General features: G+C 67.5%; 22 protein-coding genes and 1 pseudogene. 11 read left to right on the top strand and 12 right to left on the bottom strand.

Features of this window, described 5'->3' with window-relative positions:
• Positions 1 to 11 precede the first annotated feature (11 nt).
• Positions 12 to 1,424 (top strand): UDP-N-acetylmuramate:L-alanyl-gamma-D-glutamyl-meso-diaminopimelate ligase, encoded by a 1,413-nt coding sequence (gene mpl, locus BLQ28_RS23075; RefSeq protein WP_093244961.1) that lies wholly within the window; start codon positions 12 to 14, stop codon positions 1,422 to 1,424.
• Positions 1,421 to 1,930 (top strand): cupin domain-containing protein, encoded by a 510-nt coding sequence (locus BLQ28_RS23070; protein ID WP_093244958.1) that lies wholly within the window; start codon positions 1,421 to 1,423, stop codon positions 1,928 to 1,930. The genes mpl and BLQ28_RS23070 overlap by 4 nt, the downstream gene beginning before the upstream one ends.
• On the opposite strand, the gene BLQ28_RS23065 is transcribed toward BLQ28_RS23070, so the two are convergent.
• The 6 genes from BLQ28_RS23065 to BLQ28_RS23040 all read right to left on the bottom strand — a co-directional run bounded on the left by BLQ28_RS23065 (position 1,927) and on the right by BLQ28_RS23040 (position 9,246).
• A complete protein-coding gene (locus BLQ28_RS23065) occupies positions 1,927 to 3,045 on the bottom strand; it encodes a 3-deoxy-7-phosphoheptulonate synthase (RefSeq protein WP_093244956.1) in 1,119 nt (372 codons plus the stop codon). The genes BLQ28_RS23070 and BLQ28_RS23065 overlap by 4 nt on opposite strands.
• 229 nt (positions 3,046 to 3,274) lie before the next feature.
• Positions 3,275 to 3,802 carry a hypothetical protein gene (locus BLQ28_RS23060; protein ID WP_093244953.1) on the bottom strand — a complete coding sequence of 176 codons (528 nt, stop codon included), beginning with the start codon at positions 3,800 to 3,802 and terminating at the stop codon, positions 3,275 to 3,277.
• A gap of 81 nt (positions 3,803 to 3,883) precedes the next feature.
• Complete coding sequence (gene tldD / locus BLQ28_RS23055) at positions 3,884 to 5,344, bottom strand: metalloprotease TldD (RefSeq protein WP_093244951.1); 1,461 nt, start codon at positions 5,342 to 5,344, stop codon at positions 3,884 to 3,886.
• A gap of 102 nt (positions 5,345 to 5,446) precedes the next feature.
• Positions 5,447 to 6,601: a rod shape-determining protein RodA gene (gene rodA, locus BLQ28_RS23050; protein ID WP_093244948.1), complete on the bottom strand. Its 1,155-nt coding sequence runs from the start codon at positions 6,599 to 6,601 to the stop codon at positions 5,447 to 5,449.
• A 32-nt stretch (positions 6,602 to 6,633) separates the two neighbouring features.
• Positions 6,634 to 8,481 (bottom strand): sensor histidine kinase, encoded by a 1,848-nt coding sequence (locus BLQ28_RS23045; protein ID WP_093244946.1) that lies wholly within the window; start codon positions 8,479 to 8,481, stop codon positions 6,634 to 6,636.
• Positions 8,482 to 8,487: 6 nt separating this feature from the next.
• Complete coding sequence (locus tag BLQ28_RS23040) at positions 8,488 to 9,246, bottom strand: response regulator transcription factor (protein ID WP_093244943.1); 759 nt, start codon at positions 9,244 to 9,246, stop codon at positions 8,488 to 8,490.
• A 441-nt stretch (positions 9,247 to 9,687) separates the two neighbouring features.
• Here BLQ28_RS23040 and BLQ28_RS23035 point away from each other — a divergent pair, with 441 nt between their 5' ends.
• The 5 genes and pseudogenes from BLQ28_RS23035 to mtgA all read left to right on the top strand — a co-directional run bounded on the left by BLQ28_RS23035 (position 9,688) and on the right by mtgA (position 14,942).
• A complete protein-coding gene (locus BLQ28_RS23035; RefSeq protein WP_093244942.1) occupies positions 9,688 to 10,281 on the top strand; it encodes a YqiA/YcfP family alpha/beta fold hydrolase in 594 nt (197 codons plus the stop codon).
• A 65-nt stretch (positions 10,282 to 10,346) separates the two neighbouring features.
• Positions 10,347 to 12,416: pseudogene (locus tag BLQ28_RS23030) on the top strand (ribonuclease catalytic domain-containing protein).
• A 49-nt stretch (positions 12,417 to 12,465) separates the two neighbouring features.
• Complete coding sequence (locus BLQ28_RS23025; RefSeq protein WP_093244939.1) at positions 12,466 to 13,317, top strand: energy transducer TonB; 852 nt, start codon at positions 12,466 to 12,468, stop codon at positions 13,315 to 13,317.
• 36 nt (positions 13,318 to 13,353) lie between these two features.
• Positions 13,354 to 14,202 carry a shikimate dehydrogenase gene (gene aroE, locus BLQ28_RS23020; RefSeq protein WP_093244937.1) on the top strand — a complete coding sequence of 283 codons (849 nt, stop codon included), beginning with the start codon at positions 13,354 to 13,356 and terminating at the stop codon, positions 14,200 to 14,202.
• Positions 14,199 to 14,942 carry a monofunctional biosynthetic peptidoglycan transglycosylase gene (gene mtgA / locus BLQ28_RS23015; RefSeq protein ID WP_093244934.1) on the top strand — a complete coding sequence of 248 codons (744 nt, stop codon included), beginning with the start codon at positions 14,199 to 14,201 and terminating at the stop codon, positions 14,940 to 14,942. The genes aroE and mtgA overlap by 4 nt, the downstream gene beginning before the upstream one ends.
• Here the strand turns inward: mtgA and BLQ28_RS23010 are convergent.
• Positions 14,908 to 15,324, bottom strand: coding sequence for a ribosomal maturation YjgA family protein (locus BLQ28_RS23010; protein ID WP_093245537.1), 417 nt, complete (start codon positions 15,322 to 15,324; stop codon positions 14,908 to 14,910). The genes mtgA and BLQ28_RS23010 overlap by 35 nt on opposite strands.
• Positions 15,325 to 15,333: 9 nt before the next feature.
• Here BLQ28_RS23010 and BLQ28_RS23005 point away from each other — a divergent pair, with 9 nt between their 5' ends.
• Genes BLQ28_RS23005 through ruvC form a run of 3 tightly spaced genes read left to right on the top strand, consistent with a single transcriptional unit; the run spans position 15,334 to position 17,774 of the window.
• Positions 15,334 to 16,233: a 1-acyl-sn-glycerol-3-phosphate acyltransferase gene (locus BLQ28_RS23005; protein ID WP_093244932.1), complete on the top strand. Its 900-nt coding sequence runs from the start codon at positions 15,334 to 15,336 to the stop codon at positions 16,231 to 16,233.
• Between the two features lies 1 nt (position 16,234).
• Positions 16,235 to 17,224, top strand: a complete 990-nt coding sequence (locus tag BLQ28_RS23000; protein ID WP_093244929.1) for a phosphatidate cytidylyltransferase — start codon at positions 16,235 to 16,237, stop codon at positions 17,222 to 17,224.
• A gap of 1 nt (position 17,225) precedes the next feature.
• The gene (gene ruvC / locus BLQ28_RS22995; RefSeq protein ID WP_093244927.1) at positions 17,226 to 17,774 is read left to right on the top strand and encodes a crossover junction endodeoxyribonuclease RuvC; all 549 of its coding nucleotides are present in this window, start codon (positions 17,226 to 17,228) and stop codon (positions 17,772 to 17,774) included.
• 1 nt (position 17,775) lies between these two features.
• On the opposite strand, the gene glyA is transcribed toward ruvC, so the two are convergent.
• On the bottom strand, positions 17,776 to 19,098 hold the full coding sequence (gene glyA, locus BLQ28_RS22990) for a serine hydroxymethyltransferase (protein ID WP_093244924.1): 1,323 nt from the start codon (positions 19,096 to 19,098) through the stop codon (positions 17,776 to 17,778).
• A 117-nt stretch (positions 19,099 to 19,215) separates the two neighbouring features.
• Here glyA and BLQ28_RS22985 point away from each other — a divergent pair, with 117 nt between their 5' ends.
• The gene (locus tag BLQ28_RS22985) at positions 19,216 to 20,175 is read left to right on the top strand and encodes a LysR family transcriptional regulator (RefSeq protein ID WP_093244921.1); all 960 of its coding nucleotides are present in this window, start codon (positions 19,216 to 19,218) and stop codon (positions 20,173 to 20,175) included.
• Positions 20,176 to 20,236: 61 nt separating this feature from the next.
• Here BLQ28_RS22985 and BLQ28_RS33060 read toward each other — a convergent pair whose 3' ends face one another.
• The 4 genes from BLQ28_RS33060 to ftsA all read right to left on the bottom strand — a co-directional run bounded on the left by BLQ28_RS33060 (position 20,237) and on the right by ftsA (position 24,312).
• Positions 20,237 to 20,413: a hypothetical protein gene (locus tag BLQ28_RS33060; RefSeq protein ID WP_176801203.1), complete on the bottom strand. Its 177-nt coding sequence runs from the start codon at positions 20,411 to 20,413 to the stop codon at positions 20,237 to 20,239.
• A 43-nt stretch (positions 20,414 to 20,456) separates the two neighbouring features.
• The gene (lpxC, locus tag BLQ28_RS22980; RefSeq protein ID WP_093244919.1) at positions 20,457 to 21,380 is read right to left on the bottom strand and encodes a UDP-3-O-acyl-N-acetylglucosamine deacetylase; all 924 of its coding nucleotides are present in this window, start codon (positions 21,378 to 21,380) and stop codon (positions 20,457 to 20,459) included.
• Between the two features lie 317 nt (positions 21,381 to 21,697).
• Positions 21,698 to 22,912 carry a cell division protein FtsZ gene (ftsZ, locus tag BLQ28_RS22975; RefSeq protein WP_093244916.1) on the bottom strand — a complete coding sequence of 405 codons (1,215 nt, stop codon included), beginning with the start codon at positions 22,910 to 22,912 and terminating at the stop codon, positions 21,698 to 21,700.
• A 170-nt stretch (positions 22,913 to 23,082) separates the two neighbouring features.
• Entirely contained in the window at positions 23,083 to 24,312 is a 1,230-nt protein-coding gene (ftsA, locus tag BLQ28_RS22970; RefSeq protein ID WP_093244914.1) for a cell division protein FtsA, read from the bottom strand.
• Positions 24,313 to 24,315 lie beyond the last annotated feature (3 nt).

The raw sequence follows: 24,315 nt of genomic DNA, 5'->3' as shown, positions 1-24,315 counted from the left end.
AGAATCGACCGATGCACATTCATATTCTGGGTATCTGCGGCACGTTCATGGGTGGCTTGGCCGCCCTGGCGCGCGAAGCAGGCCACCGGGTCACAGGCTGCGATGCCGGCGTGTACCCGCCGATGAGCGACCAGCTGCGCGCCCTCGGCATCGACCTGATCGAAGGTTTCGGCGCCGATCAGCTTGCACTTTCGCCCGACATGTTCGTGGTCGGCAACGTGGTCTCGCGGGCCCGGCTGCCCGATGGGAGCCCGAAGTTTCCGCTGATGGAAGCCATCCTGGACGCCGGCAAGCCCTATACCAGCGGCCCGCAGTGGCTGGCCGAGCACGTGCTGCTGGGCCGCCACGTGCTCGCCGTGGCCGGCACCCACGGCAAGACCACCACCACGTCGATGCTGGCCTGGGTGCTGGAACAGGGCGGCAAACCGCCCGGCTTCCTGGTCGGTGGCGTGCCGCTCGATTTCGGCGTTTCGGCGCGGCTGGGCGATGGCGCGGCCTTCGTGATCGAAGCCGACGAATACGACACCGCCTTCTTCGACAAGCGCAGCAAGTTCGTGCACTACCGGCCGCGCACGGCCGTGCTCAACAACCTCGAGTTCGACCATGCGGACATCTTCGATGACCTCGCCGCCATCGAGCGCCAGTTCCACCACCTGGTGCGCACCGTGCCGAGCACCGGGCGGCTGGTCGTGAACGCCACCGAAGAAAGCCTGCAGCGCGTGCTGGCCCAGGGCTGCTGGAGCGAGCTCGCGCGTTTCGGCGCGAGCAGCCCGAACAGCGGTTGGCAGGCGCGCGGATCGCACGATGCCTTCGACGTGCTGTACCGCGGCGAGCCGGTCGGCCGCGTCGAGTGGGCGCTTTCGGGCCTGCACAACCAAATGAATGCACTGGCGGCCATCGCGGCGGCCGAGCACGTGGGCGTGGCGCCAGCCGATGCGGCCCGCGCGCTCGGGAGCTTCCGCAACGTGCGCCGGCGCATGGAGCTGCGCGGCACAGTCGAGCGCAATGGCGGTGCGATCACCGTCTACGACGACTTCGCCCATCACCCGACCGCCATCCGCACCACGCTCGATGGCCTGCGCAAGAAACTCGATGACGCCGGCAAGCAAAGTGAGCGCATCCTCGCGGCCTTCGAGCCACGCAGCAACACCATGAAGCTGGGCGTGATGGCCGCGCAATTGCCCTGGAGCCTGGAATCGGCCGACCTGGCGTTCTGCCACACGGCCGGGCTCGACTGGGATGCCGCAGCCGCGCTGGCACCGATGGGCGACCGCGCGCAGGTCGCAAACGCCATCGAACCGTTGGTGGCGCAACTGGTGGCGGCGGCCCGCCCCGGCGACCACATCGTCTGCATGAGCAACGGCGGCTTCGGCGGCGTGCACGACAAACTGCTTGCGGCCCTGCGCGCGACGGCGGCATCATGACCGCCATGCGCGCCCGCGAGCTGATCGACACCTTGAAGCTGCAGCCCCATCCCGAGGGCGGCTGGTACAGCGAGGTCTTCCGATCAGCCGCGCATGTGACGCCCGCCGACGGCCGCGCGACCCGCAATGCCCTGACCAGCATCTACTTCCTGCTCGAAGCGAACCAGCACTCGCGCTGGCATCGGGTGCTGTCCGATGAAGTCTGGGTGCACCTCGAAGGCGTACCGCTGGCGCTCTGGACCTGCGACGCCGCGATGCGCACCGCGCCTGCCCACACGCGGCTGGGCCCGGTCGACGCGCACGGCACCCGCCCCCAGCATGTGGTGCCGGCCGGTCAATGGCAAGCGGCCCGCCCGATCCAGGGCCATGCAGCGGGCGACTACACACTGGTCGCCTGCATGGTCGGCCCGGGCTTCGACTTTGCCGATTTCTCCCTGGTGCCGCCCGGCAGCGACGAGGCTGCGTCGATGCGGCACCACTGGCCCGAACTGGCCGGAATGCTTTAGCCCCGGCGTTGCTTGACCGCTTGCGCGAGCGTCTCGAGCACCTGCACCGAGTCGTCCCAGCCGATGCAGGCATCGGTGATGCTCTTGCCGTACTCGAGGCCCGACAGCTGGTCCTTGCCTGGCGTGAACTTCTGGGCGCCGGCCTGCAGGTGGCTTTCGACCATCACGCCGAACACGCGGTTCGAGCCGCCGGCGATCTGGCCGGCGATGTCCTTGGCCACGTCGATCTGCTTCTGGTGCTGCTTGGAGCTGTTGGCATGGCTGCAGTCGACCATCAGCGTGGGCGGCAGCTTGGCGGCCTCGAGGTCCTTGCAGGCGGCTTCGACGCTGGCGGCGTCGTAGTTCGGCGCCTTGCCGCCACGCAGGATCACGTGGCAGTCGCGGTTGCCGTTGGTCTGAACGATGGCGACCTGGCCGTTCTTGTGCACCGACAGGAAGTGGTGGCCGCGGGCTGCCGCCTGGATGGCGTCGGTCGCAATGCGGATGTTGCCGTCGGTGCCGTTCTTGAAGCCGATGGGGGCCGACAGGCCCGAGGCCAGTTCGCGGTGCACCTGGCTTTCGGTGGTGCGCGCGCCGATGGCGCCCCAGGCGATCAGGTCGCCGATGTATTGGGGCGAGATCACGTCGAGGAACTCGCTGCCCGCCGGCAGGCCGATGCGGTTGATGTCGATCAGCAACTGGCGCGCAATGCGCAGGCCTTCATCGATGCGAAAGCTCTCGTCGAGGTACGGGTCGTTGATCAGGCCCTTCCAGCCGACGGTGGTGCGGGGCTTCTCGAAGTACACCCGCATCACGATCTCGAGCGTGCCGGCGTATTTTTCGCGTTCGACCTTCAGGCGGCGGGCGTATTCGAGGGCCGCGGCCGGGTCGTGGATCGAGCAGGGCCCCATGACCACCAGCAGCCGGTCATCCTTGCCCGCCATGATGTTGTGGATGTTGCGGCGGGTGCCTTCGATCAGGGTTTCGATGGCCGTGCCGCGGATCGGGAAAAAGCGGATGAGATGTTCGGGAGGGGGCAGCACGTTGATGTCCTTGATGCGTTCGTCGTCGGTCTTGCTGGTTTTTTCGACGCTCGCATACCAGCTGTCGCTGGCGGGGGCAGTGTTCGTGCTCATGGTGCTGTTCCTTGTTGGAGTGGATATCGTCAGGGCATAAAAAAACCGCCGGGGGCTTTGGGCCACCGGCGGTTTTGGGAGGGTGTTCGTTTGCTTTACGCGCTCGCCTCTCGTCCGCCGGAAACCGGGAACCAAAAGTAGGCAAAGAAATAAGCGCGGAGGGCGGACATAGGGGCGGAATGTAGCACGGAAAACAAAACCCCGGTCAAGCGACCGGGCCTGTCGTTGTTTATCGGTAGCCCGACTCGTTGGGGTTGTGGATGATCCAGATCAGGTTGCCGCTGGAGAAATCGCCCATGCCGCCACCCGCGAAAATCAGCCGCCCCTGGCCCTTGTAGGTCATCTCGAAACGGTGCCGGTCGCTGCCGAAATAGAACGGAATGAAGGCCTTGCCCGTCACGTAGGCGCCCTGGTCGGTCGGTTGGCCGGCAAGGTCGGTGACCTGCCTGGCGCTCATGCCGATCTGCAGGCGCGCGAACTTGCTGTTGCGCGCGGGGTTGCCGGTGATCTCGCCTTCGTAGCCATTCAGGCCCTTGACGGTACGGCCGCTGCCGGCCTCGACCTTCGAAGAGTCGATCACGTTGCCCTGGGCATCCATGCCGGCCTTCGCACCGCCGCGGGCAGGTGCCGCTGCGGCCGCGGGCGCTGCCTCGGGCTGGCTGCCCGAACCACCGCGGGATGCGCAACCGGCGGCGCCCAGAGCCACCATGGCGGCCACAGCCCACAGCACGGCAGGCGAATTGATCCTGTTCCCCATCGAAATGCTCCTTGAATTTATCGTTGGCAAAAGGAGCGCAGCTTAGCAACCGAAGGAAACAATCGGCAAGTGACGAAAGTCCTAAGCCGTTCCACCTACAGTCAAGCCGTCGATGCGCAGGGTGGGCTGGCCAACGCCCACCGGCACGCTCTGGCCTTCCTTGCCGCAGGTGCCCACACCCGAATCGAGCGCCATGTCGTTGCCGATCATGGTCACGCGGGTGAGCGCGTCGGGGCCGTTGCCGACGATGGTCGCGCCCTTGACCGGATACTGGATCTTGCCGTTCTCGACCCAATACGCCTCGCTGGCCGAGAACACGAACTTGCCGCTCGTGATGTCGACCTGCCCGCCGCCGAAGTTGGTGGCGTAAAGGCCCTTCTTGATGCTGGCCACGATTTCCTTCGGGTCCCTGTCGCCGCCCAGCATGTAGGTGTTGGTCATGCGCGGCATCGGCACGTGGGCGTAGCTCTCGCGGCGGCCATTGCCCGTGGGCTTGACCTTCATGAGGCGCGCATTGAGCGAATCCTGGATGTAGCCCTTGAGGATGCCGTCCTCGATCAGCACGTTGCGCTGGCTGGCATTGCCTTCGTCGTCGACATTGAGCGAGCCGCGGCGGTCGGCGATCGTGCCGTCGTCGAGCACCGTCACGCCCTTGGCCGCCACGCGCTGGCCGATGCGACCCGCGAAGGCGCTCGAGCCCTTGCGGTTGAAGTCGCCTTCGAGCCCGTGGCCGATGGCTTCGTGCAGCAGGATGCCGGGCCAGCCGGAGCCGAGCACCACGGTCATCTCGCCGGCGGGCGCCGGGCGGGCGTCGAGGTTGGTGAGCGCCGCTTTCACGGCGTGGTCGACGTACTCGGTGATCTGTTCGTCCGTGAAGTAGGCCAGGCCGAAGCGCCCGCCGCCGCCGCCCGAGCCGATCTCGCGGCGACCGTTCTGCTCGGCAATGACGGTGACCGACAGGCGCACCAGCGGCCGCACGTCGGCGGCCAGCGTGCCGTCGGCGCGTGCCACGAGCACCACGTCGTACTCGCTCGCCAGGCCCGCCATGACCTGCGCCACGCGCGGATCGCGCGAGCGGGCCAGCTTCTCGACCTTTTCGAGCAGCTTCACCTTGGCGGTGCTGTCGAGCGTGGCAATGGGGTCGACACCGTCGTACAGCGAACGGCTCGATGCGATCTTGCGGGTCGCGGTCTTCACGCGGCCGGTGCGGCCGGCGGAGGAAATGGAGCGCACCGTGCGCGCCGCGTCGAGCAGCGAGGCCTCGGAGATGTCGTCCGAATAGGCAAAGGCGGTTTTCTCGCCACTGACCGCACGCACCCCGACGCCCTGGTCGATGCTGAAGCTGCCCGTCTTGACGATGCCTTCTTCGAGGCTCCAGCCTTCGCTGCGCGTGTACTGGAAGTACAGGTCGGCGTCGTCCACCCGGTGCGAGGTGATCTCGGCCAGGGCCTTGCTCAGGTGCGATTCGTCAAGGCCGAAGGGCGTGAGCAGGAGCTGTTGCGCCGTGGCGAGGCGCTCGATGGTGGGTTCGCGAGAGATCATTCGGGGATTCTATGGCTCGCCCCCAGGCTGCGCGCATCCGGCCTCGCTTCGCCTTCCCCCTGCCGGGGGCAACAGCCCGACATTTCGCCGTGCTGCCGAGGCTCAGTTCTGGGCCAGCTTCCTGGCCCGGGCGATCGACATCAGGATGCCCAGCCCCAGCCCCAGCGTCACCATCGCCGTTCCGCCATAGCTGATGAACGGCAGCGGCACCCCCACCACCGGCAGGATGCCGCTCACCATGCCCATGTTGACGAAGGCGTAGGTAAAGAAAATCATCGTGACCGCCCCCGCCAGCAGGCGCGAGAACAGCGTGGGCGCGTTGGTCGCGATGACCAGGCCACGGAAGATCAGCAGGATGAAGGCCGAGATCAGCGCCAGGTTGCCCACCAGCCCGAACTCCTCGGAATAGGCGGCAAAGATGAAGTCGGTGGTGCGCTCGGGAATGAACTCGAGGTGCGTCTGCGTGCCCTGCATGAAGCCCTTGCCGCCCACCCCGCCCGAGCCGATGGCGATCATCCCCTGGATGATGTGGAAGCCCTTGCCCAGCGGGTCCTTGCTCGGGTCGAGCAGCGTGCACACGCGCTGCTTCTGGTAGTCGTGCAGCACCCGCCAGTCGACGCCGTCGGCGCACAGCCTCGACTCGAAGCTCACGATCAGCGTCACCGCGATGGCGCCGATCACCACCGGCGGTACGATCAGCTTCCAGGGGAGGCCCGCAAAGAAGATCACCGCCATGCCCGCGGCCAGCACCAGCAGCGACGTGCCCAGGTCGGGCTGTTTCATGATGAGCCCGACCGGCACCGCCAGCAGCACTGTGGCCACCACGAAGTCGAGCGGCCGCAGCTGGCCTTCGCGCCGCTGGAACCACCACGCCAGCATCAGCGGCATGGCGATCTTCAGGATTTCGCTGGGCTGGATCACCACGCCCACATTGATCCAGCGCTGCGCGCCTTTCTTGGTGATGCCGAACAGCGCCACCGCGACCAGCAGCGCCACGCCCGCCGCGTAGAGCGGCACCGCGAACATCATCAACCGCTGCGGCGGCACCTGGGCCACCACGAACATGATGAAGCCGGCCAGCAGCATGTTGCGGCCGTGGTCGACGAAGCGCGAGCCATGGTCGTAGCCCGAGGAATACATGGTCGCCAGCCCGGCAAAGGCCAGCAGGAGCACGGCGAAGGCCAGAAAGCCGTCGAAGCCCTGGAAGATGGGCGCGACACGACGCGCCAGGGAGGGCTGATTGAACACGGCAGACATGGGTGCGGATTATCCGCGCCCCGCAGGCCGCCTCAATCGAAACCGAGCTGAACGACCGTGCGCCCCGGTCGGCTTTCCAGCGCCAGCCGGGCGCCGAGGGTTGCGGCGCGCTCCGCCAGCGCCCTTGGCACCTGCGTGGCGTCGAAGCCCTGCCCGTTGTCGATCACGCGCAATTGCACCGTCGCGCCCTGCATGCCGGCCTCGATCCGCAACACGCTGGCGTGCGCGTGCTGCAGCACGTTCGAGATCGCCTCGAACAGCAGGAACTGCAACTGCCGCATGGCCTGCGCGTCGAGCCGCGCCACCGGGGCGACCTCGTCCACGGCCCACTCGAATTCAATGCCCGCCGCCGCCAGCCGTGGCTCCAGCCGGTAACGCAGCGCGGCCAGCAAGGCGCCGATGTCGCCGGGCGGCAGGTGGATCGAATCGATCGACAACTTGAGCTGGTCGAGCGAATCGCGCAGCGTGCGCAGCAGGTCGCCCGAACTGGTCTGGCCCGATTGCAGTTGCCGGATCGCCGAGCTGATGTGCGAGCCCACGCCGTCGTGCATGTCGCGCAGGATGCGCTCGCGCTCGTGGGTGCGCGCCTGGTCGCGCGCCGCCGCTTCGAGTTCTGCATAGGTGGCTGCCAGTTCGCGCTCGCGCTGCGCCACGCGCTCGGCCAGCGCCGCGACCGATCCGCGCGCCTGGATGCTCGCCGCATGAAAGCGCCGCAGCACGATCAATAACAGCGCGATGCCGAAGAACACCGACGAATAGCGGACCCAGGTGGTTTCGCCGTAGGCATCGCTGAGCCGGATCACCAGCCAGTCGCGCACGCCGAACCCCACGCTCACCAGCGCGGCGCCGGCCACCAGCAGTTGCTCGGTGTTCGGCCTGCGAACGGTGGCGACGGCGAAGGCGGAGACGAACGCGACGATGAGCACGATCTCGACGGCCAGCCAGCCGGTCAGCCACAACGGCTCGTCGCGGCGCAGCGCCAGCGCGGTGAACGCCACGGTGCCGATCACGATGGCGGCCATCGGCCAGCGCACCCACCGGTAGCGGGGGTTCTGCCCCCACCCCGTGATGTGGAAGCCGAACATCATGACCGAGACCGCCCAGCCCGCGTAGCAGGCCGCCATCAGCACGCCCCACAGGCCCCAGGACAGCGGCGGCTCGGGAATCACCCCGTCCGCCACCCGGATCGCCCAGCAGAATTCGGCCAGCGCCGCCCAGAAGTAAATGCCTTCGCGGCGCGACCGCCCCTGGGCATCGACCTCGACCTGCGTCAGCCAGAGCGCCAGCGCGATGCCGCCGACGATCAGGCTGAAGGCGGTCAGCAGCACGGAGCCGGTGAAGCGCCAGGCGTAGGCGCTCTCGAAGAGTTCGGTGCGCACCGGCGTGGCCGGCCCGATGACCACGCGCGACAAGCCCGCGCGCCTGGCGCTGTCGGCGCGCAGGCGGATCTGCAGGTGGTTGTCGCCCTGCTTCAGCAGGCGCCCCGGCACCGGCACGTAGATCGGCGCCTTGGCGTAGTCGGCCTGGTTGCCGCGCCCCAGGTCGCCGTAGACCTGCAGCAGCGCATCGTTGAGCTGGATCTCGAAGACGCTGCCGGCACGCGGGATGAAGATGCCCCAGGGAGCCTCGGGCGTGGCGTCGAGCGTGAACGGCAGGTCGAAATCCGCGAAGCCGGGGCGGCCGCCGTGCAGCCGGTCCCAGTGGTAGGAAAGCGCGACCGGCCCGGTCCGCGTGACGCCGTCGATGGTGGTCGTCACGATGCCCTGGCGCAGCTCGATCGGGCTCTCCGGTGTGGACGCGGCCGCGTTCGCGGCACCACCGGCGCCCGCAAGGAGCAGCACCAGCCACAGCGAAAGCAGCGACACCAGCCTCGGCAGCATCCGTGCTCAGCCCGGATGAGACAGCAGGCCGAGACGCGTCGCCTCGAAAACCGCCTCGCTCTTGGAATGCACGGCGAGTTTCCCGTAGAGGTTCTTGATGTGGGTCTGCACCGTGTGCACGCTCAGGCCCTTGAGCCGCGCGATCTCCGCGTACGAGAAGCCCCGGGCGATCAGCGTCAGCACCTCGTGCTCGCGTGCCGACAGCAGGCCGCGATCGGCTTCCTCGGCTGCAGCCTCGGGTGCTGCGCCCGGTGCGGCGGCAACGCCTCCCGGCATCGCCGCCGATTGCAGGCTGCGGTACTTCGCCAGCACCCGCCGCGCGATCATGGGCGAGATCGGCGAGGCACCGGCTTTCATCTCGACGATGGTCTGCGCGATGTCTTCGGGCGCCGCGTCCTTGTGGATGTAGCCCACGGCGCCGGCCTCGATGCTGGCGAGCACGTTCTCTTCGTCGCCGAAGACCGACACCACCAGCGGCTCGCAACCCGGAAAGCGGGCGACCGCGTCGCGGATCACGTCGAGCCCCGTGCCGTCGGGCATGCCCAGGTCGACCAGCAGCACATCGGGAATCGTGACGGTGTTGGCCAGCCAGGCCAGCGCCTCCTGCACCGTGCCCGCGCTGCCGAGCCAGAACAGGCGCGGGCTGCGCTGCACGCTGGCCTCGAAAAAGGCGCGTGCGCGACTGTCGTCTTCGACGACGAGCACACCCCACTGGCGTGGCATTCCGTCGTCGTTCTGGGCCTCGATATTCATGGTCCGGAGCATAAGCCGCGACGCACGGCCAAACCCCTCCCGGCGCCTACCCAGTTCATGGGATGCGCCCGGCATGGCGCACCGCGACACTTGCGCCGCCTTTCTGAATGAACATGGATTCCCCCGGTGCGACGGCGTGTCGACCTTCACGCTGCCCCTGCCCTCGCAAGGCGCCAGCGCCGACGCGGGCTTCAGTAACCTGAACGTAGGCCATTTACATCGCGGAAATTGCACCTTGAATACTTTCGGGCACAAGGCATGCGGCCTGCCCCGGATCGAGGCCAACAAGGTGCCCTCCGCCCCCCAAGTCTCGGTAAGCTATCGGCTTCCCGAGAGACCCCGCACTGCGGGGTTTTGTACGTTGGAAACAGCCTCGCGCGCACAGACCTCATGCAAAATTACCTGGTCCCGGCAAGCGGGGTGCAACGTCCGCACCCTCAGTTTTCCTCCCGCATGGATCCGCAAACCACCCACCTGTTGTACCTGCACGGCTTTCGCTCTTCGCCTCGTTCGACCAAGGCACGGCTCGTCGCGGACCGGGTGGCGCGGCGCCACCCGAACCTGCAGTGGTGGTGTCCGCAACTGCCGCCTTCGCCGCACGACGCCATCGACATGGTGATGAAGGGCATCGCGGACTGGCCGCGCAAGTCGATGGCCGTGGTCGGCTCGTCGCTGGGCGGCTTCTATGCCACCTACGTGGCCGGCATGACGCGCTGCCGCGCGGTACTTCTCAACCCTGCCGTCTACCCTGCGCGCGACCTCACGCGCTACATCGGCGACCAGACCGTCTGGCACGACCCGGCCGAGCATTTCTATTTCCGCCCCGAGTACATCCATGAGCTGCGCGCCATGGAAGTCGGCCAGCTCACGCGGCCCGAGCGCGTCTTCGCCATCATCGCCAAGGGCGACGAGGCACTCGACTGGCACGAGATGTCGGCGCGCTACCCCGACAGCAACATCAAGCTGCTCGAAGGCAGCGACCACGCGCTGTCCGATTTCGAGAAGGCGCATCTCGACGACGTGATGGCCTTCATCAACCCGGTATAGCCCCACCCTCGCCGGGAACGCCCGACGCGGAAGTCCGGCGGGTTCAGCATGGGACAATCCGGCCCATGTTTGTATTGTTTGAAGAAGCCGGCAAGTACCTCGGCGGCCGCGTGCTGTCGGAGGCCGAAGCATCGGCACAGGTCGAGCTCGACACCGGAAAGCGCGTCAAGGTCAAGGGCGCCAACATCGTTCTGCGTTTCGAGAAACCGTCGCCTGCCGAGTTGATCGCCGAGGCGCGCACGCTCGCCGCCGCCATGGACCTGGACCTCGCCTGGGAGTTCGCTGCCGAGGGCGAGTTCGGCTTTGCCGACCTGGCCGCCGACTATTTCAGCGACAAGCCCTCGCTGGCGCAGCAGGCCGCCGCGCTGTTCGCGCTGTTCGAGGCCCCGCACTACTTCCGCCGCGCGGGCAAGGGGCGCTTCAAGAAGGCGCCGGCCGAGATCGTGCAACAGGCGCTGGCCGCCATCGAGAAGAAGAAAGTCATCCAGGCGCAAATCGTCGAATGGGCCGGGCAACTGGCCGAGGGCGTGTGCCCGCCGCCGATCCGCGAACAGCTCTACAAGATCCTGTTCAAGCCCGACAAGAACGCGCCCGAATACAAGGCCGTGGTCGACGCCGCGCGCGCCACGCAGCGCCCGCCGCTCGACCTGCTCGAACGCGCCGGCGCCATCGATTCGCCCTACCAGTTCCACTGGCGGCGCTTCCTGTTCGAGAACTTCCCCAAGGGCACCGGCTTCCCCGCGCTCGCGGCACCGGCCATTGCCGACGACCTGCCCGTGGCTACCGGCGTCGAGGCCTTCTCGATCGACGATTCGCAGACCACCGAAATCGACGATGCCTTGTCGGTGCAGGGCCTGGGCAGCGGTACCGTCACCGTCGGCATCCACATCGCGGCACCGGCCCTGGCGCTCACGCCGGGCAGCGCCATCGACAACGTGGCGCGTGCGCGCATGTCGACGGTCTACATGCCGGGCTACAAGATCACGATGCTGCCCGACGAAGTGGTCAACACCTACACGCTGCTCGAAGGCGCTGACCGCCCGGCCGTGTCGCTCTACGCGCGCTTCGATGAAGCCACGCTGGAACTGCAAGGCACCGAAACCAAGCTCGAACGCGTGCCCATCGTCGCCAACCTGCGGCACGACCAGCTCGACGCTGTCGTCACGCAGCCCTGGCTCGAAGACGCGTCGGTCACCAGCGACAACACGCCCGAGGCCGCCGCGAACTTGCGCGCCCCGCTCTCCTTCCTGTTCCGCCTCGCCAAGCAGCTGAAGGCGCAGCGCGAGGTGGTGCGCGGCAAGCCCGAGAACTTCAACCGGCCCGACTACAACTTCCGCCTCGTCGGCAACGACGGCAACGAACCCACCGGCAACTAGCAGGTGCAGATCAGCACGCGCCAGCGTGGCGCGCCGCTCGACCTGATCGTGTCCGAGGCCATGATCCTGGCCAACAGCAGCTGGGGCGGCTGGCTCGGCGAACTCGGCGTGCCCGGGCTCTACCGCAGCCAGGCGAGCCTGGCGCCCGGCATCAAGGTGCGCATGGGCACGCGCGCGCTGCCGCACGCGGGCCTGGGCGTGAAGAGCTATGCGTGGAGCACCTCGCCGCTGCGCCGCTACACCGACCTCGTGAACCAGTGGCAGATCATCGCGGCCGCACGCCACGGCAAGACCGCCGCGCTGGCCGCGCCCTTCAAGCCGAAGGACGCCGACCTGTTCTCGATCCTCTCGGGCTTCGACGCCGCCTACGCAACGTACAACGGCTACCAGGGCGGCATGGAACGCTTCTGGACGCTCAAGTACCTGCAGCAGCAGGGCATCACCGAGCTCGAAGCCACGGTCATCAAGGACATTCCCAACGGCGCGCTGGTGCGTGCCGACACGCTGCCGCTGGTGTTCCCGGTGGCCGGCCAGCAGGAACGCGGCGCGCGGCTGCGCGTGAAGCTCGGCGAAATTGACGAGATCGCGCTCGACGTCAGCGGCACCGTGCTCGAACGCCTCGACACGCCGAAGACCGATGCGGATGGTGCTGCCGCAGACGACAGCGGTGAAGACGAAGAAGAAGTGGTTGCAGGGCCCATCGCCATTGCCGTCGACCTGACCGACAGCGAGGCCGCGCCCGAAAATACGCCCGCATGAACTTCGGCGAATCGTCCGAAGAAATGCGGCCCCTGGAGGAGTTTCGAGAATGAACTTCAAGGACCTCAGCACGCTGCAGATTGCACTGGGCGTGTCGGTCATTGCGCACGCCGCGTTGCTGGCGGTGCGCTTCGTCGATCCCGAGTCGTTCAACCGGGTCTTCAGCGAAACCCCGCTCGAAGTGATCCTGGTCAACAGCAAGACCAACGACAAGCCGGACCCCGGCACGAAGGTGATGGCGCAGACCTCGCTCGCGGGCGGCGGCGACCTCGACAAAGGCCGCGCCACCAGCCCGCTGCCGCCGTCGAGCTTCACCTCCGTCGGCGATTCGTTCGAAGACTCGCGCCGCCAGGTCGAGGCCCTGCAGGCCCAGCAGATGCAGATGCTCGCGCAGCTCAAGCGCGACCTGGCCGCGATGCCCGTGCCCGATCCGCGCGTCGCGGGCGACCCGACCGAAGCCGTCGCGCGCGAAGAAAAGCGCCGCCAGATGGTCGAGCTGCTGGCCGAGATCGAGCGCCGCGTGAACGAAGAAAACGCGCGCCCCAAGAAGCGCTACCTGAGCCCGTCGACGCGCGAGGCCGCCTACGCGATCTACGTCGACACGCTGCGCCGCCGCATCGAAGTGCGCGGCACAGAGAACTTCCCCACCGCGGCCGGCAAGAAGCTCTATGGCGAGCTGAAGATGACCATCACCATCAACAACGACGGCAAGGTGCTCGACACCGTCGTCGACGAAAGCTCGGGCGACGTGACGCTCGACCGCCGCGCGCAGGCCATCGTCCGCAGCATCGGCAGCTTCGGCAAGTTCACCGATGCGATGCGCAAGCAGACCGACCAGATCGTGCTGCAGTCGCGCTTCAAGTTCACGCGCGACGAGACCATCGAACTCTCGTCGCAGTAGCAAGCAAGTAGCCAGCAGCCAAGAAAGCAAGGCGCCATGGACCTGTACTGCGTAATGGGCAACCCCGTCGAGCACAGCCGCTCGCCCCGCATCCACGCCCGCTTTGCCGAGCTGAGCGGCCAGCAGATGGACTACGGCCGCCGCCTGATTCCGCTCGGCGCCTTTGCCGAGGGCATCGCGAGCTTCCGGCGCGAGGCCGCCGAACGCGGCGACGCGGCACGCGGCTGCAACATCACCGTGCCTTTCAAATTCGAAGCCGCCGCACTGGCGCAGCACACGAGCGAGCGCGCCTTGCTCGCGCAGGCGGTCAACACGCTGCGCTTCGATGCCGACGGCAGCATCCACGCGGACAACACCGACGGCATCGGCCTGGTCAACGACATCGTGCGCAACGCGGGCGTGCCGCTGGCCGGCAAAGAGCTGCTGCTCATCGGTGCGGGTGGCGCTGCCGCCGGCGTGCTTGGCCCGTTGCTCGACGCGGGTGCCGCGCGCATCGTGGTGGCCAACCGCACCGTCGACAAGGCGGTGGCCGTGGTCCGCCGCCACGCGGCGCTCGCACTGCGCCACGGCGCCTCGCTCGAAGCCTGGGCGCTCGACGAAGTGCCAGGCGCTTTCGACGTCGTGGTCAACGCCACCGCCTCCAGCCTCGCGGGCGACGCGGTGCCGGTGAGCGCGTCGGTGCTGCGTGCCGGCGGGCTCGCGGTCGACATGATGTATGGCCCCGCCGCCGCCGGCTTCATGGCCTGGGCCGAAGCGCATGGCGCCATCGCGCGCGACGGGCTCGGCATGCTGGTCGAGCAGGCAGCCGAATCGTTCGCGATCTGGCGTGGCGTGCGTCCGCCGTCCGCGCAAGTGCTGGCCGAGCTGCGCACCGAACTGAAATGAAAACCGTGCTGCGCCTGATCGCCTGCCTCGTGGTGGCGGGCGTGGCACTCGAACTGTTCTTCGTGGTCCGCATCGCGACGATGGCGGTGATCGATCCGACGAGCACGGCCTTCCAGCGCTCCGAGGCCTGGCAAATCGCCGTTCACCAAGGCACGGATGGTGGATGGCGGCAGCAGTGGGTGCCGTACGGGCAGATCAACGACACGCTCAAGCGCGCCGTCATCGCGAGCGAGGACGCCGGCTTCGTTGACCACAACGGCGTGGAGTGGGAAGCCATCGAACGCGCGCGCCAGCGCAACGCCAAGGCCGAAGAGCTGGCCGCCAAGCGCACGGCGCGGGCCGTGGCGCGCGGCAAGCCGGTGCAGCCCGTGCGGCTGCGCGGCGGCTCGACCATCACGCAGCAGCTCGCCAAGAACCTGCTGCTGTCGGGTGAGCGCACCATGCTGCGCAAGGGCCAGGAGCTGGTGCTCGCCACGCTGCTCGAAGTGCTGCTGGACAAGCGGCGCATCCTCGAGCTGTACCTGAACAACGTCGAATGGGGCGAAGGCGTGTTCGGCGCCGAGGCGGCGTCGCAGTACTACTTCAAGAAGCCGGCATCGCGCCTGAGCGCCAACGAGGCCGCGCGCCTCGCGGTGATGCTGCCGAGCCCCAAGTTCTTCGAGCGCCGGCCCGGCTCGCCCTACCTCAGCAACCGGGCGTCGACGGTCATGGCGCGGATGCCCGCGGCCGAGCTGCCCTGAAGGCACCGCGCAGGCCTTCGATGGCCAGCACGCCGGCAAAGCCGATCACATAGGCCAGCACGTCCCACCAGTCGGCGGTGCTGCCGAGCACGATGCGCAAGGCGCGGTTCGGAATGTGCAGGTGCCACGCCGATGCCAGGTACTGCCCCAGCTCGACCGCCAGGCCCACGCCCAGCGCGGCCAGCGCCAGCGGCAACACGCGTGTGCCGATGACCGTCTTGAAGACGAAGTACACCCACACCACGGCCAGCACGTCGCCGAAGAAGCTGCGCACCCAGCCCCAGCGTGCGCCGACGGTGGCCAGCAGCACGAGCACGAAAAAGAGGGCCACCGCCCACGCCAGAGAAAGAGGATCGAAACGCCATCGCATGGCCCGTATCATCGCGCCCATATGCTGGCAAAGCTCACAGGTTGGTTGTTGTTGGGAATCGTCCGGTTGCTGACAGGCGCTCAGGCGCGCTGGTACGGTTGTCCGCCGAAGGCCGAGCAACGCATCTATTTCGCCAACCACCAGAGCCACGCCGACCTCGTGATGATCTGGGCGGCCCTGCCCGAGGAACTGCGCAGCATCACGCGGCCGATTGCGGCACGCGACTACTGGGCCAACACGCCGGTCAAGCGCTGGATCACGACCGAGGTGTTCAACGCGGTGTATGTGGAGCGCGCGGCGACCGCCCCGGCCACGCCAACTGCGCCCGCGGCACCCGCCGCCGCGCCGGTTGAGGCCGAAGCTCCACCACCGCCCGCACCGCGCGCTGCGGTGACACCGCCGGCCGAGCGCATCGAGCCTTCGATGGAGCCGCTGCTTCCGATGTCGCTGCCCTTCGCCGACACCTCGGTCGAAGTCATGAACGAAGTGCAGGGGCAGCTCGATCTTCCTGCGCCGCCGCCACCTCCGCCCGCGCCTGAGCTATCGCCCCCTGTGGCAGCCGAGCCGGAACCGCCAGCGGCCGACGCGCCACCCGCCGCCGACCCCTTGGCCCCGCTCATCGAAGCGCTGCGCAGCGGCGACTCGATCATCATCTTTCCCGAAGGCACGCGCGGCCACACCGGCGAGCCGCAGAAGTTCAAGTCGGGCCTCTATGCACTGGCGACGATGTTCCCCGAGGTGGTGTTGGTGCCGGCGTGGATCGACAACGTGCAGCGCGTCATGCCCAAGGGCGAGATCGTGCCCGTGCCCATCCTCTGCTCGGTGACCTTCGGCGCACCGATCCGCGTCGAAGAAGGCGAAGAGCGCCGCCCCTTCCTCGACCGCGCGCGTGCCGCCGTGATCGCCCTGCGCGACGTCTGACATGAACCAGTTCCTGCGCAACCTCAGCCCGACCCAGCAGGTCGCGGCGCTTTTCCTCATTGTCTTCGGCGTGCTCGCGATCGTGAGCGCCACCGCCTTTTTCCTGACCTTCAGGGAGCGCCGCAATCCGGTGCACGACGCCGCGTGGCAAGCCGAGCTGGCGCACTTTCGCGCACTGCTGGGCACCACCTGGTTCATGGTGGTGATCTTCTGGATCGGCTGGGCGCTCGGCGAAACGGTCGCCACCGTGCTGTTCGCGTTGATCTCGTTCTTTGCGCTGCGCGAGTTCATCACGCTCTCGCCCACGCGGCGCGGCGACCACCGCAGCCTGATCCTGGCCTTCTTCGTGGTGCTGCCGATCCAGTTCTGGTTGGTGGCCACGGCGCGCTTCGACCTCTTCACCGTGTTCATTCCGGTCTACGTGTTCCTTGCGATACCGGTGGCGAGTGCGCTGGCCAACGACCCGAGCCAGTTCCTCGAGCGCAACGCCAAGCTGCAGTGGGGCATCATGGTCTGCGTCTACGGCATGAGCCACGTGCCGGCGCTGCTGTTGCTGAGCTTCCCGGGCTACGAGGGCAAGAGCGCCTTCCTCGTGTTCTTCCTGGTGTTCGTGGTGCAGACCTCGGTGCTGGTGCAGCACCTGATCTCGCGCCGCACGCAGCGCACGCCCTTCGCGCCCAACGTGAGCCGCAGCTTCAACTGGACCAGTTGGGGTATCGGCATCGTGGTGGCCAGCCTGGTGGGCGCGCTGTTCTCGTTCATCACGCCCTTCAAGTTCGGGCAGGCGCTTGCGGTGTCGGTCATCGCCTGCATCGCGGGCTCGATGGGCCACCTGGTGATGAAGGCGCTCAAGCGCGACCGGGGCATTCCCAACTGGGGCAAGAAGGGCGTGGGCGTGACCGGCGCCAACGGCCTGCTCGATCGCGTCGATGCGCTGTGCTTCGCGGCGCCCATCTTCTTTCACTCGATCCGCTGGTACTTCAACGCCTGACATGCGCATTCTCGGCATCGACCCCGGCTTGACGACCACCGGCTTCGGCGTGGTCGACGCGGACGGCCACGCGCTGCGCTACGTGGCCAGCGGCACCATCAGCACGCGGCACCTGGGCACCGGCAACCTGCCGGCACGCCTGAAGGTGCTGTTCGACGGCATCGCCGAAGTCAACGCGCGCTACCAGCCCGATGCGTCGGCGGTCGAAATCATCTTCGTCAACGTCAACCCGCAATCGACGCTGCTGCTGGGGCAGGCGCGCGGTGCCTGCGTGACCTCGCTGGTGAACTGCAATCTTTCGGTGGCCGAGTACACCGCGCTGCAGATGAAGAAGGCCGTGGCCGGCCACGGACAGGCGGCCAAGGCGCAGGTGCAGGAGATGGTCAAGCGCCTGCTCGACCTGCCCGGCCTGCCGGGCGCCGACGCGGCGGATGCGCTGGGCATTGCCATCACGCACGCGCAGGTCGGCCGCTCGATGGCCCGGCTGGCCGAAGCGGCCGAGCTGTCGAAGACCCACGCCGGCACCTACCGGCAGGGCCGCTCGCGCTGATTCAACGCACGATGTAGCGCAGGCCGCCGAGCCTTGTGCGGCGCGCGCGCACTTCGCTGGCGACGGATGCGGCATCGCCGCCCAGCGCACGGGTGATCCACGACGCGAGTTGCGGCATGTCTTCCGGCGTGAAGCCGAGCCGCACGATTTCGGGCACGCCGAGCCGCAGTCCGTTGATGTCGCCTTCGACCGGCGCAATCGGCAAGCCGATGCCGCAGGCCAGCAGGCCGCCTTCGGCCAGCTTCTTCGCGGCCCGCTGCCCGCCGCCCCAACGCGCGGCCTCGACCGCGAACTGATGCGATTGCGTGAAGCCGCGCGCCTTCGCAAACACCGGCAGGCCTTCTGCATCGAGTGCACGCGCGAGCGCCTGGGCCGTCTCGCGCATTGCTGCCGCATAGGCCCTGCCATGCACCTTCCAGTCGAGCAGGCCACGCGCCAGCGTCGCCGTGCGGCCCGCATCCGAATTGGCCGTGAGGCCGGGGTAGGCGATCGCGTCGATGCGCTCCATCAACGCCGCGTCGTTCGACACGATCAGCCCGCCCGCGGGGCCGCCCAGGCTCTTGTAGGTGCTCATGGTGATGGCGTGCGCGCCCTCTTCCAGCGGCTGCGGCCACGCCTTGCCGGCCACCATGCCCGAGAGATGCGCGGCATCGAACAGCAGCTTCGCGCCCACGCTGTCGGCGATCTCGCGGATGGCGGGCACCGGATGCGGAAACAGGTTGAGGCTGCCGCCGATGGTGATGAGCCTGGGCTTCAGCTCGCGCGCGAGCTTGGCCAGCGCCACCACGTCGACCGTGTAGCCGTCGGCATCGACCGGCGCGGACACCGGCTTCAGGCCATACAGCCCGGCCGCGCCCGCCGCATGGTGCGTGACGTGACCGCCGATGCTGGGCGGCGGCACGATGATCGTGTCGCCCGGCTTGCAGGTCGCCATGAACACGTAGAGGTTCGACAGCGCGCCCGAACTCACGCGCACCTCGGCGAACTTCGCGCCGAAGACTTCGGCGGCGAGTTCGGCCGCGACGACCTCGATGCGCTCGATGGCGTCCAGCCCCATCTCGTACTTGTCGCCGGGGTAGCCGAGCGAAGGGCGCGAGCCCAGGCCGCGCGACAGCAGTGCCTCGGCGGCCGGGTTCATCACGTTGGTGGCGGGGTTGAGGTTCAGGCCCTCGACGTCGTGGATGCGGTGGTTGTCGGCCACCAGCCTTTCGATCTCGGCGGCGACACCCGCAGTGTCGCGTGCCGCCGCATCGCCCGCGATGGACAGCACATGGTCTTCGCTGGCGGCGGGCACCCAGGCGCGGCGTTGGAGAGCGGTGGACATGCGGCGTATCTCGCTGGAAGTGGGGAGTGAGCCGCATCGTCGCGCGCCCGGTGCCCTGGGGCAAACCGGATAATCTGGGCCTGAGCCCTAGAAAATCTTGCCCTGGGATCCCGCCCTATGCCGCTCGCACCGCCCCGCCCCCGCCTGCCGCCGCACACCGCCGTTCGCGCTTTCGAGGCGGCCGCGCGCCACGGCAGCTTCGCGCGGGCTGCCGAAGAGTTGTTCGTCACGCCGGCTGCGGTCGCGCAGCAGATCAAGACACTGGAGACCTGGGCCGGCGGTGCGCTGTTCGAGCGGCACAGCCAGGGCATTCGACTGAGTGCCCACGGCCGGCGCGCGCTGCCGGCGCTGAGCGCGGCGGTCGATCAGCTCGGCCTCGCGGTGCAGGCGCTGCGCCATGAAACGCAGACGGCCGCGCGCCGCAGCACGCTGCAGGTGGCGGCCCTGCCGGCCGTCGCGCAGCTGTGGCTGTCGCCCCGCCTCTCGCGGTTGAAGGCAGCACTGCCCGGCGTGCAGGTGTCGGTGACGGCGCTGGAGCAGCCGCCGAATTTCAGGCGCGAGCCTTTCGATCTCGGCTTGTTCTATGCACGCGCCGGCGAGCAGATCGAAACGGCGGTCGGCGCGCAGGCACTGCCGCTGGCTCGCGACCGCCTCGTGCCGGTTTGCAGCCCGCACCTTCGCGATCAGTTGGTCAGCGGCCGGCCTCGCTCGCTCGACGATCTGGCCGAGGTGCTGGTGCGCTGCGGTGGCCTGCACGACACGGTGTGGCACGACGACTGGTCGCGCTGGCTGCAGGCCGTGCGCCCCGGCACCACGGCGAATGAAGCCGACGCCTGGGCCGCCGGCCCGCATTTCTCGCTCTACAGCCTCGCGCTGCAGGCCGCGCTCGATGGCGAAGGCGTTCTGATGGGGCGCGAACGACTCGTGGCGCCGCTGCTGGCGCAGGGCAAACTGCATGCGCCCTGGGGACGACCGAAGGCACTGGGAGACACGGTCATGCTGCTGGTGCCCGCGCACCGCAAAGGGCCGCTGCTGGCGCGACAGGTGCAGGCCTTGCAGGCACTGGCTGTGGCTTGAGAACGGTGCTCTGTCCATCGCCGCATGCCGCTTCCGGACACGCGGACGAACGCCGCGAAGGCTACGCCACGCGTTCCGCGATCAGCACCGCGAAGAAACCGAAGGCAGCCAGCAACGTCCACTTGAGCACGATCCAGCCGAAGCGCCGGAACTTGACCCGTCCCGTGCCGGCATAGAACGCGAAAGATACGCCGGCCACCAGCAGAAGCAGCAGGATGGCCCAGCGAAAGAGAAGCATGCGTTTGGTTTGTTATGAGGGTGGGTGCGTTGGAAGCGGCGGCCTACCAGGCCCGCGCCACTTCGCCGAAGCCGCGCGGCGCGCTCTTCTCGTCCTCGAAGGTCACGACTTCGTAGGCATCGCTGTTCGACAGCAGCTCGCGCAGCAGCTTGTTGTTGAGCGCATGGCCCGAGCGGAATGCGGTGTAGGCGGCAAGCAGCGGCTTGCCGATGATGTACAGGTCGCCCATTGCATCGAGGATCTTGTGCTTCACGAACTCGTCGTCGTAGCGCAGGCCGCCCGCATTGAGCACCTTGGTGTCGTCCATCACGATGGCGTTGTCGAGGCCGCCTCCGCGTGCCAGCCCCTTGCTGAGCATGTACTCGAGCTCTTTGGTAAAGCCGAAGGTGCGCGCGCGCGCGATGTCGCGGCTGTACGAATCGGCGCCCAGGTCGAACTCCACGCGCTGGCCGGTCGAGTTGACGACGCGATGATCGAAGTCGATCTCGAAGCTCAGCTTGAAGCCGTGGTACGGCTCCAGGCTCGCCCACTTCTCGTTGGCGCCTTCGCCTTCGCGCACCTCGACCTTGCGGGTCACGCGGATGAAGCGGCGCGGGGCCTTCTGCAGTTCGATGCCCGCGCTTTGCAGCAGGAACACGAAGGACGAAGCCGATCCGTCGAGGATGGGCACTTCGTCGGCCGTGATGTCGATGTAGAGGTTGTCGATGCCCAGGCCCGCACAGGCGGACATGATGTGTTCGACGGTCTGTACCTTGGCGCCGCCCGTGGAAACGGTGGAGGCAAGGCGCGTGTCGGTGACCGCCTCGGCGGTCATTCGGATCTCGACCGGCTCGGGCAGGTCGACGCGGCGGAAGACGATCCCCGTGTCGGCCGGAGCCGGCCGCAGGGTCAGCTCCACGCGTTGCCCGCTATGAAGCCCCACGCCCACGGCGCGGCTGATCGACTTGAGGGTTCGTTGTTGCAGCACGCCGGCGATTTTAGGCGCGCGACGGGCATGGCGCCCCATTCCCCTCGCTATGGCACCGATAGACATGGACTGGCAAAAGACCCGGCAGGCCCCGCGATGGACGCAAAGGGCACGAGATGAACGCAGCGCCTAGAGCCAGCAGGAGTCCCTTTCAGGTCTCCCCTGTGCCCCTTGCGAACCCTCGTGCCCTCTGCGTCCGGCTGGTCGCTTCGCACAACACCACCAGGGCACCGGCTTGGCCGGGCCTCGGGTGTGGCCCCCGCAAGGGGGCTTGGCGAAGCGACACGAAATGCGCGCAGCCTGGGGCGAGCTCAGGTTCAGTCGGCCTGGCGGCGCAGGAACGCCGGGATCTCGAAGTCGTCCATGCCGCCCGACGACAGCGCATCCACCTTGGCAGCAGCCATCGTGCGGTTGGTACGCCACACGCTGGGAACCGCCATGCCGTCGTAGTTCGGCTGGCTGCCGCCACCACTGCTGGCGTGGCCGGTGCCGCCGAGCGTGGGCACGGTGAAGGCGATGTTGTCGGTGCCGGTGCGGATCACTTCCAGCGTCGGGGCCTGGCGGCGAGCGTCGGCACGCGAGAGGCCGGTGGCCACCACGGTCACGCGCATCTCGTCGCCGAGGCTCTCGTCGTAGGCCGCGCCGTAGATCACGTGCGCATCGGGCGAGGCGTAGGCACGGATGGTGTTCATCGCGAGCTTCGACTCGTTCAGCTTCAGCGAACCCTTCGATGCCGTCACCAGCACCAGCACGCCCTTGGCGCCCGACAGGTCGATGCCTTCGAGCAGCGGGCAGGCCACGGCCTGTTCGGCAGCGATGCGCGCGCGGTCCGGACCGGCTGCGGCAGCGGTGCCCATCATGGCCTTGCCGGGTTCGCCCATCACGGTGCGCACGTCTTCGAAGTCGACGTTCACGCCGCCGTACTCGTTGATGATTTCCGAGATACCGCCCACGGCGTTCTTCAGCACGTCGTTGGCGTGCGCGAAGGCTTCGTCCTGGGTGATGTCGTCGCCCAGCACGTCGAGCAGCTTCTCGTTGAGCACCACGATCAGCGAATCGACATTGGCTTCGAGCTCGGCCAGGCCGTCGTCCGCGTTCTTCATGCGGCGGCCGCCTTCCCAGTCGAAGGGCTTGGTCACCACACCCACGGTGAGGATGCCCATTTCCTTCGCGATGCGCGCGATCACCGGTGCGGCACCGGTGCCCGTGCCGCCGCCCATGCCGGCCGTGATGAACAGCATGTGCGCGCCGTCGATGGCCGCGCGGATTTCATCCACTGCGGCTTCGGCAGCGTCGCGGCCCTTGTCGGGCTTGCTGCCCGCGCCCAGTCCGCTGGTGCCCAGCTGGATGATCTTGTTCGCATTGCTGCGCGTGAGCGCCTGTGCGTCGGTGTTCGCGCAGACGAACTGAACGCCCTGCACACCGCGCTCCATCATGTGGGCGACCGCATTGCCGCCGCCACCGCCCACACCGATCACCTTGATCTGCGTGCCCTGATTGAACTCTTCGACTTCGATCATTTCGATGGTCATTTTTAACTCCTTGAATCTTGCAGTTGCCGTTATGTATCTATGAATATTTCTTGTGCCGTGACGAGATCAACGATGGGGTCGTCGTCGCGGTGGACCTGTGCGTCGCCATCGCTCGTTGAAATGCAATGGAGGGCTGCCGCGCGCAAGCCAGAGTGGAGACTTGATCATGGCTAGAAATTCCCCACGATGAAGTCTTTGAAACGTCCGAATGCAGTCTTTACCGACCCATTCTTCTGTGCCACCTTGAAGCCACGCATGCGTGCGAAGCGGGCCTCTTCGAGAAGGCCCATGACTGTAGCGGCGCGAGGCTGCGCGACCATGTCGGACAACGCGCTCGAATATTTCGGAATGCCCCGGCGCACCGGCTTGAGGAAGATGTCTTCGCCAAGCTCGACCATGCCGGGCATCACCGCGCTGCCGCCGGTGAGCACCACGCCCGAAGACAGCACCTCTTCATAGCCCGACTCGCGCACCACCTGCTGCACCAGCGAGAAGATTTCTTCGATGCGCGGCTCGATCACACCGGCCAGTGCCTGCTTGCTCAGCATGCGCGGCCCGCGGTCGCCAAGGCCCGGCACTTCGACCTGCGTGTCGGGGTCGGCCAGCAGCTGCTTGGCAAAGCCGTTCTCGACCTTGATGTCTTCCGCGTCCTTCGTGGGCGTGCGCAGCGCCATCGCGATGTCGCTCGTGATGAGGTCGCCTGCGATCGGAATCACGGCCGTGTGGCGGATCGCGCCGTTGGTGAAGATCGCCACGTCGGTGGTGCCCGCGCCGATGTCGACCAGCACCACGCCCAGTTCGCGTTCGTCTTCCGTCAGCACCGCCTGGCTGGAGGCCAGCGGATTCAGCATCAGCTGGTCGACCTCGAGGCCGCAGCGGCGCACGCACTTGATGATGTTCTCGGCCGCGCTCTGCGCACCGGTCACGATGTGCACCTTGGCTTCGAGCCGCATGCCGCTCATGCCGATCGGCTCCTTCACGTCCTGGCCGTCGATCACGAACTCCTGCGGCTCCACCAGCAGCAGGCGCTGGTCGCTCGAGATGTTGATGGCGCGCGCGGTTTCGACCACGCGTGCAACATCCGCCGGCGTCACTTCCTTGTCTTTCACCGCCACCATGCCGCTCGAGTTGATGCCGCGGATGTGGCTGCCGGTGATGCCGGTGTACACGCGGCTGATCTTGCAGTCGGCCATCAGCTCGGCTTCTTTCAGCGCCTGCTGGATGCTCTGCACGGTGGCGTCGATGTTCACCACCACGCCGCGCTTCAGACCATTGCTCGGTGCAACGCCGAGCCCCGCCAGCTTGAGTTCGCCACCGGGCAGCACTTCGGCCACCACCACCATGACTTTGGCGGTGCCGATGTCGAGTCCTACGACCAGGTCTTTGTATTCTTTAGGCATTGA

This window comes from Variovorax sp. EL159, from assembly GCF_900100965.1.
GTDB lineage: Bacteria > Pseudomonadota > Gammaproteobacteria > Burkholderiales > Burkholderiaceae_C > Variovorax.
The sequence above is the reverse complement of the archived record's forward strand: the minus strand, read 5'-3'. Positions and strand labels throughout refer to the sequence as shown.

Bases quoted from the DNA above. Each gene is read 5' to 3' on its own strand.
- mpl (WP_093244961.1), top strand. From the start codon at position 12: ATGCACATTCATATTCTGGGTATCTGCGGCACGTTCATGGGTGGCTTG.
- BLQ28_RS23070 (WP_093244958.1), top strand. From the start codon at position 1,421: ATGACCGCCATGCGCGCCCGCGAGCTGATCGACACCTTGAAGCTGCAG.
- BLQ28_RS23065 (WP_093244956.1), bottom strand. From the start codon at position 3,045: ATGAGCACGAACACTGCCCCCGCCAGCGACAGCTGGTATGCGAGCGTC.
- BLQ28_RS23060 (WP_093244953.1), bottom strand. From the start codon at position 3,802: ATGGGGAACAGGATCAATTCGCCTGCCGTGCTGTGGGCTGTGGCCGCC.
- tldD (WP_093244951.1), bottom strand. From the start codon at position 5,344: ATGATCTCTCGCGAACCCACCATCGAGCGCCTCGCCACGGCGCAACAG.
- rodA (WP_093244948.1), bottom strand. From the start codon at position 6,601: ATGTCTGCCGTGTTCAATCAGCCCTCCCTGGCGCGTCGTGTCGCGCCC.
- BLQ28_RS23045 (WP_093244946.1), bottom strand. From the start codon at position 8,481: ATGCTGCCGAGGCTGGTGTCGCTGCTTTCGCTGTGGCTGGTGCTGCTC.
- BLQ28_RS23040 (WP_093244943.1), bottom strand. From the start codon at position 9,246: ATGCTCCGGACCATGAATATCGAGGCCCAGAACGACGACGGAATGCCA.
- BLQ28_RS23035 (WP_093244942.1), top strand. From the start codon at position 9,688: ATGGATCCGCAAACCACCCACCTGTTGTACCTGCACGGCTTTCGCTCT.
- BLQ28_RS23025 (WP_093244939.1), top strand. From the start codon at position 12,466: ATGAACTTCAAGGACCTCAGCACGCTGCAGATTGCACTGGGCGTGTCG.
- aroE (WP_093244937.1), top strand. From the start codon at position 13,354: ATGGACCTGTACTGCGTAATGGGCAACCCCGTCGAGCACAGCCGCTCG.
- mtgA (WP_093244934.1), top strand. From the start codon at position 14,199: ATGAAAACCGTGCTGCGCCTGATCGCCTGCCTCGTGGTGGCGGGCGTG.
- BLQ28_RS23010 (WP_093245537.1), bottom strand. From the start codon at position 15,324: ATGATACGGGCCATGCGATGGCGTTTCGATCCTCTTTCTCTGGCGTGG.
- BLQ28_RS23005 (WP_093244932.1), top strand. From the start codon at position 15,334: ATGCTGGCAAAGCTCACAGGTTGGTTGTTGTTGGGAATCGTCCGGTTG.
- BLQ28_RS23000 (WP_093244929.1), top strand. From the start codon at position 16,235: ATGAACCAGTTCCTGCGCAACCTCAGCCCGACCCAGCAGGTCGCGGCG.
- ruvC (WP_093244927.1), top strand. From the start codon at position 17,226: ATGCGCATTCTCGGCATCGACCCCGGCTTGACGACCACCGGCTTCGGC.
- glyA (WP_093244924.1), bottom strand. From the start codon at position 19,098: ATGTCCACCGCTCTCCAACGCCGCGCCTGGGTGCCCGCCGCCAGCGAA.
- BLQ28_RS22985 (WP_093244921.1), top strand. From the start codon at position 19,216: ATGCCGCTCGCACCGCCCCGCCCCCGCCTGCCGCCGCACACCGCCGTT.
- BLQ28_RS33060 (WP_176801203.1), bottom strand. From the start codon at position 20,413: ATGCTTCTCTTTCGCTGGGCCATCCTGCTGCTTCTGCTGGTGGCCGGC.
- ftsZ (WP_093244916.1), bottom strand. From the start codon at position 22,912: ATGACCATCGAAATGATCGAAGTCGAAGAGTTCAATCAGGGCACGCAG.
- ftsA (WP_093244914.1), bottom strand. From the start codon at position 24,312: ATGCCTAAAGAATACAAAGACCTGGTCGTAGGACTCGACATCGGCACC.